The following is an 11532-nucleotide window of genomic DNA, read 5'->3' on the forward strand; positions in this document are numbered from 1 at the left end:
ATGATGATGGAAAGAATTCAACCGGGCGTAACCTTAACAGAAAGTATTACCACCACGGGTCAGCAAGAAATTCCCAGCGCGGTGCCGGTATTTATTGGCTATACCGCCCATGATCTACGGCAAGCAAAAACTGCGGTTCGTATCAACAATCTGGCGGAATATACCCGGTTATTTGGTGATGATCATCTGATGGCGCTGGCGGTCAGGCTCTATTTCGATAATGGCGGGCAACAGGCTTTTGTTTTGCCGCTGCAAGGCAATATGCCCTCGGCTAATATCACCCAAGCGGAAGCCGAAATACTGATGGCCGCATTAGGCTCTGACGCGGTAAGAGAAGCCATCGGCGGGGAAACGCAGATTACTCTGGTTTTGGCACCGGATATCGCCCGGCTCAATGACAGCGCTATTGATGATGGATCAACCTTAGTGAATCTATGGTCTCAAGGTTGGATGACACTACTGCAACTGAGCCAGATCCGCGCCAATCTCTTTGTGCTGCTGGATGCGCCGGATGAGGTTAAACAGGCACAACAATGTCTGGAAAGTTTATCGTCAGAATATCGCCAATGGGGAGCCGCCTATTGGCCGCGTCTGGAAACCACTTATCAGGATAAATTCAATCAAAAAGGTATCGTACTTTCTCCCACCGCCGCCATTGCGGCAGTTATCCAGCGCACGGATAGCGAAGTAGGAGTGTGGAAAGCACCTGCCAATATTGCGTTGTCTCAGGTTATTCGGCCGGTTAAACCTTATCTTCAGGGAGCTGTACTGTTTAACACCAATGGCACCTCGCTCAATGTGATCCGCAGTTTCCCCGCTAAAGGCATACGGGTATGGGGCTGCCGCACGCTGGAAAACTCGGATAACACGCCGTGGCGCTACCTGCAAACGCGTCGTCTGGTTTCCTATGTGACTGTTCATTTGGCGCAACTGGCTCGTATGTATGTCTTTGAGCCTAATAACGAGCTGACCTGGATGAAATGCAAGGGGCAAAGCTACAACTGGTTACGCCAATTGTGGTTGCAGGGGGGGTTGTATGGTTCACGGGAAGATGAGGCATTTACCGTGCAGTTAGGGGTAAACGAGACGATGACGGAAGAGGATGTCCGTGCCGGCAAAATGATTATGAAAGTCTCCTTGGCCGTGTTGTATCCCGCTGAATTTATTGAGATCAGTTTGGTGTTTGATACCCAAACGGGAGCGCTTTTGTCTTAAGAAGGAAAGAGCAGAATGAATGATTATTACACACCCGTGGTATCCCACCGTTTTATGGCGAGTTTTATTTTTAATGGCATTCCCGATCCACTGGATATCCGCTTTCAGCGCATTTCCGGTCTCAGTCGGGAACTGCAAGTGACCCAGCATAGCCAAGGCGGTGAAAATGCCCGCAATGACTATCTGGCCGAGAAGATCCAACACGGCACATTAACGCTGGAACGTGGCGTGATGACGGTTTCCCCTTTGACTTGGATGTTTGATCGCGTATTACGTGGTGAAAAAATCGCCTATGCCGATGTGGTGGTGATGCTGTTAAACGAAAATTCACTGCCCTTGTCCAGTTGGACACTCAGCAATGCGCTGCCGGTACGTTGGCAAACCAGCGACTTTGATGCGAACAGCAACGCCATATTGGTGAATACTCTTGAACTGCGTTATCAGGATATGTGCTGGTTAGGAGTCAAAGTATGACAGTCGAAATCAGAGAATTAATCATTCAGGCAAAAGTGGTTTCATCAGCGCAACCGACTGAATCCGAAAGGCAAGGCCATTCTTTGGTTCAGGAGAGTCTGGATGAAGCAACTTGGGTTGAAAAAATTAAACGCGAAGTGTTGGCCGCATTACGCGATGAGGAAGGGTGGCGTCCATGAGTCTGATTGAACGTGGTTTAGCGAAACTGACCATTAATGGTTATAAAGACAGGGAAGGAAAAATACGGGCAGGCACTGTGCAGGCCATGTATAACCCGGATTCCCTGCATCTGGATTACCAGACGGATTATCAGCAATCCCAAGCCATTAATAGCGAGAAACAAAGCAGCCTTTATGTGCAGGCTAAACCCGCAGGGTTATCACTTGAGCTGATTTTTGATGCCACCATGCCGGGTAACAAAACCCCGGTTGAAGCGCAACTTACGCAGCTTAAGCAGCTTTGCAGCGTGGATGCCACCAGTAATGAAACGCGATTCCTGCAAATTAAATGGGGCAAAATGCGTTGGGACAATCGCGGCTATTTTTCCGGCAGAGCTAAAGGCTTGTCGGTGAATTACACCTTGTTTGATCGTGATGCTACTCCCTTGCGGGCGCGGGTGATACTGACATTGGTAGCGGATGAAAGTCTGGTATTGCAGGAAACAGAAAAAAACCTGAAATCGCCGGCGAAAATCGCATTACGGGTACAGGATGGGGTATCTCTGGCTTTGATGGCGGCCAGTACCGCATCGACGTTATCAGGTGGGGTGGATTATTTGACACTGGCTTGGCAAAACGGTCTGGATAACCTTAACGGATTTGTCCCGGGTGAAATCTTGCAGGCCACCAGAGAAGACGCATCATGAGCCACCAACTGAAAATTATTGCAGATGGCAGGGCACTGTCACTTTTGGCCGCCGTCGATGTGGATACCGGTTACCGGGTTAACAGTATCCCTTCTGCAACTCTGAAACTGAGCGTACCGGACAGGCCACTCTCTTCTTTCAGTCAAAAGGATGTTCAGGCAGAACTGGCTCACTGTCAGGTAGGGAAAACTCTGCGTCTGGAATTGACGGACGGCGGCAGAAAATGGGTGCTGTTTAACGGTCTGATTACCCGTAAAACATTGAAGATCAAAAATAAGCAATTATTGCTCACTCTGGTCGTCAAGCATCGGTTGCAACTGATGGTGGATACCCAGCATTCACAACTGTTTAAGGCCAGCAGCGAAAAATCGATCTTAAACACCCTGTTGAATCAGGCGGGTATCAAGGCGCATTTTGAACGGATCGCGGCGTTAGACCAAAAACATGAACAGATGGTGCAATTCCGCTGTTCAGACTGGCATTTTCTGTTATGCCGGCTATCAGCAACCGGCGTGTGGCTGTTACCGACGATAGAAGGCGTTCAGCTTGTTCAACCTGAGGCACTGAAATCAAATCACGTCTATACCCTGAAAAGTCGCGGAGATGAGAAAAAAGATATCGTCGTCAAGGATGCCTGCTGGCAGTTTGACAACCATCTTAACCCGGCGTCGCTGGAAGTCAGTGGCTGGGATATCAGTAAACAACAAGTGTTGTCGGGAGGGCGTCACGGCAGTATTGCTGTGGGTAAAGCGGCGCTCTCTCCTGATAGATTGGCATCTCTGAACAAAGAGAGTTGGGATATTCGCTACAGCAGCCCGCTGACAACACAGGAAAGTGGCTATCTGGCACAGGGATTATTGCTCAATCAGCGTATTTCCGGCGTTACGGGCGAGTTCCTACTGAAAGGCGATGGACGTTATCAGTTGGGAGACAATATTCAGCTGACAGGATTTGGTTCACAACTGGACGGCACGGCAAGTATTACTGCGGTTCGCCATCGTTTTAACCGACGAATGGGTTGGGAAACCACCGTGAATATTGGCTTGCAACAGGAATATCTGCCGGTGTTACCTGATGCCCCTGAACTGCATATTGCGACGGTGGCGAAATATCAGCAGGACAGTGCGGCATTAAACCGCATTCCGGTTATTCTGCCAGTATTAAATCGGCCGAATGAATTTCTGTGGGCAAGGTTAGGGAAACCTTATGCCAGCCACGAAAGCGGTTTCTGTTTTTATCCAGAGCCGGGTGATGAAGTAATTGTCGGTTTTTTTGAAAATGATCCGCGTTATCCGGTTATTCTCGGTGCCATGCATAATCCGAAAAATAAAGCGCCGTTAGAACCGAGCCAGGATAATCAGGAAAAAGTCTTGGTGGTTAAAAAAGGTGAAAACCAACAACAGTTATTTATTAATGGCAAAGAGAAAATAATCCAAATCAATGCGGGAGAGAATCAAATAACCCTCCAGCAAGATAAAGATATTGCTCTGACAACGAAAAAAGAATTAACACTGAAAGCACAGACCATGAATGCCACGATGGATAAATCCGTGGCGATATCGGGCAAAAACAGTGTTGAAATCAAGGGTGCCAAAATTAATCTTACCCAGTGAAAGGTGAACAATGGAAAACCAAATACTGACACAACTCTATGGTCGTGGTTGGGCTTTTCCTCCGGCTTTTTCCCTTGAGAAAGGGGTAAAGATGGCCGAAGGTGCGGAAGATGTGCGCCAGAGTTTGCACATTCTATTCAGCACTGAGCCGGGAGAACGCCTGATGCGTGAACACTATGGCTGCGGGTTAAATGATTTCATGTTTGATAATATCCGCAATGAATTGCTGGCTGATATTGAATCCCGTATCCATGACAGCGTATTACGCTATGAATCCCGAGCTGATATTACGGATATCCAAGTTCGTCAAGCCCCAAATACCAAGAGTACTTTACAGGTGAAGATCATATATCGCCTGCGGGGAAGCGATATCTATCAGCATATGCAGGGAACACTGACATTGAATGAAGGTCGGGTGATGGAGGCGGTATGAGTGAAGCCATTGTGGTGGACGGAGACATGCTACAGTTTGATCCCAGCTTTGGAAATCGGCAGGTGATGGTTCCCAACCCAGGCAAGATCAGCGGCACAGGGCATGCGCAGGTGAACGGAAAGAAAGTCTGCATTCTGGGGGATGAAAGACAGGTCAGGGTTTCTGCCACCTATATCACTGCAACGCATACAACGCCGGGAAAAGGAACCATTACCATCAGTGCATTGGATACCAGCCAGCAAGCCCTTCAATGTACCAGTGGCGCGGCTTTAATTATCAAGGGGCAGAAATTCACGGCGCTGTTTATGCCTGAATCGCCTGCCATAAATAATACCGGGCCTACGCCACAACCGGACCCTAATTATCCAAGCCCTTCATCGGGAAAGGGCAGTTTTATTACCCAACAGAATTTTGCCACTGTAAATTAAGCCACTGGTTGAATTAAACAGAATTTAAAAGGTGTGAATAAATGTTTATTCACAGAGGAATCGCTGTGCCAAATAAACACAGGTGATATTATGAAATTAACTGAGTTAAATAATAAATTGTCAAACTTGGTGCCGATGAGCGATTTTAAATTAGATAATCGCACCAATTTGCAATTACTCCAATATATTGAAGAGTACACCACATTAATTCCCTTTAATCAAAGTGATAAATATTGGAATGATTTTTTCTTTATGGCGAATAATACGCCGGAAAAGCTGGCAGAATTATACCAGGGGGAAATCGAATTCAATGGGGAATTATTACCTCATCAGGCTTTTCTATTAGCGGTACTGCGATTATTGGAAACGCCAATATCCTTATTTAATACCTTGCCTGCGGCACATCGCAATCTTTATTATCGGGCGCTTTTGGGATTATCCCACCGTCCGGCACAACCTGATCAAGTTGCCTTATCGGTGGAGCTGAATGCCACCGTGATAGAGCAACTACTCACTAAAGGCACCTTATTTGAAGCGGGACAAGATGAACAAGGCAATGTCCTGCAATATGCACTGGATGCCAGTTTGTTGGCGAACCGTGGTTATATCAGTGATCTGTACTGGTTACGGAATAAAGAAAAACAGCAATGGGTTACCGCGACACCGTGGGATTCTCAGGCACAGTTATCATTGCCATCTGGTGGGATAAGGTTATTCAGTGAAACGGATCAGGATAAACCTGTGCTGGGCGGCGTGTTAATCACCTCTGCACAACTGGCGATGGAGGAAGGGGTAAGAAAGATTACTATTACCTTTGATAAAGACGTTAGTAGCCAAAATCTGGTCGCCCAGATCAGCAGCGGTAATCAATGGCTAACTTTGACAGCGAAGGTGGATAAAGAAGGAATCACACTAACGCTTTCAGATAAAGAACCCGCAATCACTGCCCCGGAGGATTTGGATAATCTGGTTTTCAGCCAGCCAGTCCTCAGGCTACAAGGCAAAGACAGCCAACCACTGCCAGTAGTGACAGCTCTTAAGGTACAAGAAACCCCGGTCGATAAGGCCGCATTCGAGACATATCACCTAACTCCTTTTGGTTATAGCTCTGAAATTGAGCCATTGGCAGAAAATCCCGCTTTATATCTTGGTATCACTGACGTAGAGCCGGGACAAACCCTATCGCTATATTGGAAATTGAAATCCCCACAGCAACCTGAAAAAGTTTTCTGGTATTACTTGAACCAAAATAATCAATGGGCTGCACTGGATGCGTGGGTCAATGATCAAACCCAACATCTGTATCAGGATGGCACTTGGCAGGTTGTCCTGCCCGTGGATGCTGTCAAGCAAGCAACACAGATGCCAACAGAACGCTATTGGCTAAAAGCCGTCGTGGTCATCCCTACACACAAAGGTTCATGGGGAAAAAACCCTTGGTTATGCGGCCTGATCTATAACGCCATAACAGCAACATTGGTCAATGCCGATAGCATCAACAACAACCATTTCTTAACGCCTTTGCCGGCCGGCAGCATTCAGCGTCCGGTTGAACCGATCATTGTGGTGGCATCAATCAACCAGCCTTGGCCGTCATGGAGTGGACGCGTGCCGGAATCTTATAACGCCTTTTTTGAACGTACAGCGCAGCATCTGTCTCACCGAAATCGCGCCTTGACGTGGGGCAATATGGCGACCCTGTTAAAAGAGCGTTATGTCAGCATCTTTGATGTTAAGTATCCGGGCGATGATGAACTCACCCGAGTACCGGCACGGAAGGTACAGCAACTGACCATCATTCCGGCCAACCGATACAACGACAGTGATGATCCATTTCGTCCGGTACTCAACCCGGCACGCCTGCAAGAAATGGCCGGGTGGTTACAGCAAAAAAGTTCTCCCTGGGCAGAGATTAAGATCAGCAATCCCCAATATGTTGATGTGAAAATCAATTACGCGGTGAAGTTTAAGCCGGATGTTAACGAAGATTTTGGCTATCGCCAGCTACGACAGCAACTCAGTGAGGCGTATATGCCCTGGAGCGTTGATGAGCAGCGTCCCGTCATGCTGAATAACAGCATTAGTTATTACCAGTTACTGGCAGCCATCCAACAGCAACCACTGGTTGAACGGGTTACTTGTCTGACACTGTGTTGGTCGGATGCCGCCAAAGGCAGTGATATCACCGCATCAGTGGAAGCCAAAGATAATGAGGTGCTGATTTTGGTCTGGGAAGCAGACGATAAGCTGCAATGTCGAGGAAATAACGATGAGTAATCAAGAGGCACTGTTTCACAGTGTGAAAGACGATATTCACTTTGATACCTTGCTGGAACAGGCTCATCAGGTGGTTGAGCAACAGGCCGGAAAACTGTGGAGCGACACTGCGGAGCACGATCCCGGTATCACCTTTCTGGAAGGGCTTAGTTACGGTGTGTCAGATCTGGCTTACCGCCATACCCTTCCTTTGGAAGACTTACTGACCCCTGCGCCCAATGAGCAGGAACAGCAAGACGGAATTTTCCCCGCTGAATTTGGCCCCCACAATACGCTGACGTGTGGACCTATAACCACTGATGATTATCGTAAAGCGTTGCTGGATCTGCATAGCAGTGACTGGGCAGGAACAAAGTCAGAGTCAGAACAGGATAAAGGGGATTTTCTGTTCCGTAACGTGCAATTGGTACGCGAGCAGGAAGAGCACCGCTATACCTATTGGTATGATGCTACCAAAAGGGAATATAGCTTTGTCGAGAGTAAAGAGGCGAAAAAGTTTACCCTGCGGGGAAATTACTGGCTCTATCTGGAGCCGACCCGTCGGACACAGGAGAACTTGACAGCAGCCGAACAACAATTGAAAGACTTTTTGACCCAAAACCGCAATATTGGTGAATCTGTCAGTCAGATTATCTGGTCAAAACCGGTTGATTTTCCGCTATTACTGGATATTGAACTGGATGACGATGTAAAGGTACAGGATGTTCCGGGTATTTTTGCTGCCGTCTATACTACCGCAGAACAATATCTGATGCCTGAGGCCCAGCGTTTCAGTACGGTAACGCTGCAAGATGCCGGCATGCGCAATGATGAAATTTTTGACGGGCCACAATTGGAACATGGCTGGATCACTGAATTGCCGGCAGTCCGTGATTATACCAAACGGATCACCCTCAATCTGAGCCGACTGGTTAACAAGTTGCTTGAGATTAAGGGCATTCAGAACGTTAATCGCCTTCAACTGGACGATAACTTTGATAAAACCCTGATTGAACGAGCTAAAGAAGATGCTTGGTCATGGTCAATTAAAGAAGGCTACTACCCTCGTCTTTGGGGTAAAGATCCACTCCATCAATTGGCACAACATGATGGCCCGCTGAGAGTGGTAGCCAAAGGTGGGATCAGCGTCACGGTTGATGAAAACCAAATTCGAGACAGTTTACCCAATCCCCCCCTGATTAAGAATAAACCGGTGGTATTGGCTTACGGTCAGCATCGCGATGTGGGTCGTTATTCTCCCGTCAGCGATACGCTACCCGCTTGCTATGAGTTACAGCATGATTTATCTGCCTTATCTGACAGTAAACATGCCCAGCGCTTATCGTCACTTCATCAGTTTCTGCTGCCATTTGAACAACTGTTGGCTTGCGGCTGCCAGCAAGTTGCCATGCTGCCAAAATTGTTGGCTTTTAAGCGTGAAGGATATGAAGTCTGGGGCGATCAATGGCCATTTAAGCCAGGTTCTGTCAATGATGAAGCTCATCAGGATTATGCACCTGCGTTAAAGAAGTTGTTAGAACAGATCGCACATAACAGTGATCATGAATTGGATATCGTCAATTATCTGCTTGGCTATTTTGGTACCCAGCGAGCGCCCCGTACTTTTACAACGCCCATTGATGATTTCCGCGCAGTGCAACAGGGTTATCTGGCGCAGCAACCAATATTGACTTATCACCGGGCTAATATTCGTATTGATCAAGTCTCGTCACTACAAAAACGCATTGCTGCCCGCATGGGGTTAGGCGGTGAACTGTTTAAACCGGAACCTGACCTGAGCAAACTGCCTTTTTATCTGGTGGAACATCGGGCATTGCTGCCAATTAAACCCAATAGCCAATTTGATAAAGAGCAGAAGCCAGATTCGGTAACAGAAGAAAAAGAGAGCCAAACTGGTCAGCATTATGTGGTGATTAAGCAGGCCGGTATTAATGGCAAACTGACACAAGGGCAGGTGATCAATTTAGTCCTCTATGAAGGCGAACAGAACAAAAACCGATTTACGGTACGTGGTCAAATGATAGTTAAAACAGAGGGGGATCAGTTTTGGCTGGACGTGGGTAATAGCTCTCAACTGAAATACAATCTGGAACGGGTGATGACCGCTGCCAAAGCAAAAAAATTGTTCTGGCAAAATAGCGTAGTCTGGATGGAAGATATGAACTACCGTCTGGCCTACGATAGCGACCAATCCCAGAATGGCCGCCCATTGCCTGAAAACCAACGGCGCTTGACCCGAACAACACAAACTCCTTTCCCTGCCTTGATTACTGTAGGTAATGAAATTACCCTGACAAAGAACTTTGGAGTTATTAATTTAACACGGGAGTATTCTCAGGATTCAGAGAAACTGTATGCCAAAGTGGTTAGCTTTGATCGCATCAAAGGCACCTTGGTTATTGAGCGTAAAGATAATTCCACATTACCTTTTCCTGTATCGGAAGAGTCATGGCGATACAGTTGGCATTTTTCAGGTAAAGAATATGAAAGAACTGACCGTTTCTCATTTGTTATTAGCGTGGTGGTAAACAGTGATTTAATTAAAATACCCGGTGTTGACCCGTATAAATTAGAAGAATGGGTTAAGGAAACGATTCTTACTGAATTTCCTGCTCATATTTCTATGATTATTCACTGGATGGATCGGGAACCGTTTTTAAATTTAGGCAATACCTATCAGCATTGGCAAAATAATGGTGCTCCACTGGGTGATGCGGCTTATTCCATTTTGGAAAGTCTGACGCTGGGTAAATTACCTTCCGCCTTAAAAGGCATTGGTACAATGCGTATTGCGACGCCTAATCAGAGAGAAGAAGTTGTCGGTGAGAATGGAGAACAATGGTATACCGATAAGATAACCCAGAATGAATTATTCTATGTTCCTAAAGAGAACGAGAAAGAATAAATAGTTATTTCTAACCATATTGAATTAAATATATTTAATGGAGTTGACCATGAAAGAGAAGCGTTATTCTGCAACTGTACAAGAACAACCAACATTATCTGAATCAAAAGCATTTGGGCCAGGTATTGATCAATTAAAGGAAAAATTTAAAGAGGGCAGTATTCCCCTGCAAACCGATTTCAATACATTAATTGATATTGCCAATATTGGACGTAAGGCGACTGGGCTGGCACCAGGTCAAAATGGCCCAGCACTAGGCATGCATTTGGCTGGAAATGGGCTTTTGCAGCTAAAAATAAATGCGAAATATGATGATAAAGGTTATAGTCCTTTAATTTTGAATGATGATGTGCTGGTTGTAGACTTAGGCAGTGGTTTAGTAAATAAAGACAATGGAATATGTGTAGGTGAAGGAAGTGGCATAAAGGTTAACAATAATGATGTTGCTGTAAAATTAGCGAGCAATAAAGGTATGGCTGTTGATGCCAGTGGTATCGCCATAAAACCGGGCAATGGGTTGCAATTTAGCGCAGATGGTGCGTTGGCAGCGAAATCGGCTAATTCTACTATCACCGTTGATAACTCAGGAATAAAAGTTGCTGTTGGTTGGGGAGTTAAGGTGGGTGGTCAAGGTTTGGATGTAAATACTCTCGCAAATGGCGGTATTGGTAATGGTTCATCAGGTATTTATGTTAAAGCGGGTAATGGTATTAAGGTAGATACTAATGGGGTTGCTATCGATCCTAACAAGGTATTGCCAAAAGGCATGATTGTGATGTTTTCTGGTAGTAGCGCACCACAAGGCTGGGCATTATGTGATGGAAATAATGATACACCAAACTTAATTGATCGATTTATTTTGGGTGGACAATTCAGTGACAGAAACTCTAAAAATAATGCTACATTATCAGGTTCTGGTAATAATAAAACGTATAGTAAAACAACTGATGATAAAAAAAGTTCTGTCAGTGTTCAAATAAATGATACAAAATTAACCTTATCTCAAATACCTAGCCATAAACATACTGGTGGAATGGCTTATCATGGAAATACAGGATTTAAATATAGTTCTATTTCTTCAGGAGTATCTAGTAGACAAATAGATAACCAAAATTCGATATATGATTTTCAAGCAACAGGGGGCAATGGAAGAAATTTATTTGCTGAAACAAGTAGTAGTCCAGTTTATGCTTATACTTCTTCTGAAGGAGATGGAAATGGTCATTCCCATAGTACTAATGTCTCCGTTGGGTCACATAATCATTCAATAAATGTTATTCCACCTTACTATATTTTAGCATTTATTATGAAATTATAGTTTT

Annotated in this window: 10 protein-coding genes; all 10 read left to right on the forward strand. The window is 45.7% G+C overall.

Annotated features, from left to right (window positions below; all coding sequences use genetic code 11):
• Nucleotides 1-6 precede the first annotated feature (6 nt).
• The 10 genes from PSI22_RS06565 to PSI22_RS06610 all read left to right on the forward strand — a co-directional run bounded on the left by PSI22_RS06565 (nt 7) and on the right by PSI22_RS06610 (nt 11528).
• Nucleotides 7-1215, forward strand: a complete 1209-nt coding sequence (locus tag PSI22_RS06565) for a phage tail sheath family protein (protein ID WP_273579073.1) — start codon at nt 7-9, stop codon at nt 1213-1215.
• Between the two features lie 15 nt (nt 1216-1230).
• Nucleotides 1231-1689, forward strand: a complete 459-nt coding sequence (locus tag PSI22_RS06570; RefSeq protein WP_038246066.1) for a phage tail protein — start codon at nt 1231-1233, stop codon at nt 1687-1689.
• Entirely contained in the window at nt 1686-1868 is a 183-nt protein-coding gene (locus PSI22_RS06575; protein ID WP_038202106.1) for a DUF5908 family protein, read from the forward strand. Before PSI22_RS06570 ends, PSI22_RS06575 begins: the two co-directional genes overlap by 4 nt.
• Nucleotides 1865-2554 carry a CIS tube protein gene (locus PSI22_RS06580; RefSeq protein ID WP_273579074.1) on the forward strand — a complete coding sequence of 230 codons (690 nt, stop codon included), beginning with the start codon at nt 1865-1867 and terminating at the stop codon, nt 2552-2554. Before PSI22_RS06575 ends, PSI22_RS06580 begins: the two co-directional genes overlap by 4 nt.
• The gene (locus PSI22_RS06585) at nt 2551-4167 is read left to right on the forward strand and encodes a phage baseplate assembly protein V (RefSeq protein WP_273579075.1); all 1617 of its coding nucleotides are present in this window, start codon (nt 2551-2553) and stop codon (nt 4165-4167) included. Before PSI22_RS06580 ends, PSI22_RS06585 begins: the two co-directional genes overlap by 4 nt.
• Nucleotides 4168-4177: 10 nt before the next feature.
• Nucleotides 4178-4600, forward strand: coding sequence for a GPW/gp25 family protein (locus tag PSI22_RS06590; RefSeq protein WP_273579076.1), 423 nt, complete (start codon nt 4178-4180; stop codon nt 4598-4600).
• Nucleotides 4597-5028, forward strand: a complete 432-nt coding sequence (locus tag PSI22_RS06595) for a contractile injection system spike tip protein (protein ID WP_273579077.1) — start codon at nt 4597-4599, stop codon at nt 5026-5028. The genes PSI22_RS06590 and PSI22_RS06595 overlap by 4 nt, the downstream gene beginning before the upstream one ends.
• A 90-nt stretch (nt 5029-5118) precedes the next feature.
• The gene (locus PSI22_RS06600) at nt 5119-7305 is read left to right on the forward strand and encodes a baseplate J/gp47 family protein (protein WP_273579078.1); all 2187 of its coding nucleotides are present in this window, start codon (nt 5119-5121) and stop codon (nt 7303-7305) included.
• Nucleotides 7298-10210 (forward strand): baseplate wedge protein, encoded by a 2913-nt coding sequence (locus PSI22_RS06605; RefSeq protein ID WP_273579079.1) that lies wholly within the window; start codon nt 7298-7300, stop codon nt 10208-10210. Before PSI22_RS06600 ends, PSI22_RS06605 begins: the two co-directional genes overlap by 8 nt.
• Before the next feature lie 49 nt (nt 10211-10259).
• Nucleotides 10260-11528 carry a tail fiber protein gene (locus tag PSI22_RS06610; RefSeq protein ID WP_273579080.1) on the forward strand — a complete coding sequence of 423 codons (1269 nt, stop codon included), beginning with the start codon at nt 10260-10262 and terminating at the stop codon, nt 11526-11528.
• Nucleotides 11529-11532: the final 4 nt, after the last annotated feature.

Source organism: Xenorhabdus aichiensis (assembly GCF_028598775.1).
Classification (GTDB): Bacteria; Pseudomonadota; Gammaproteobacteria; order Enterobacterales; family Enterobacteriaceae; genus Xenorhabdus; species Xenorhabdus bovienii.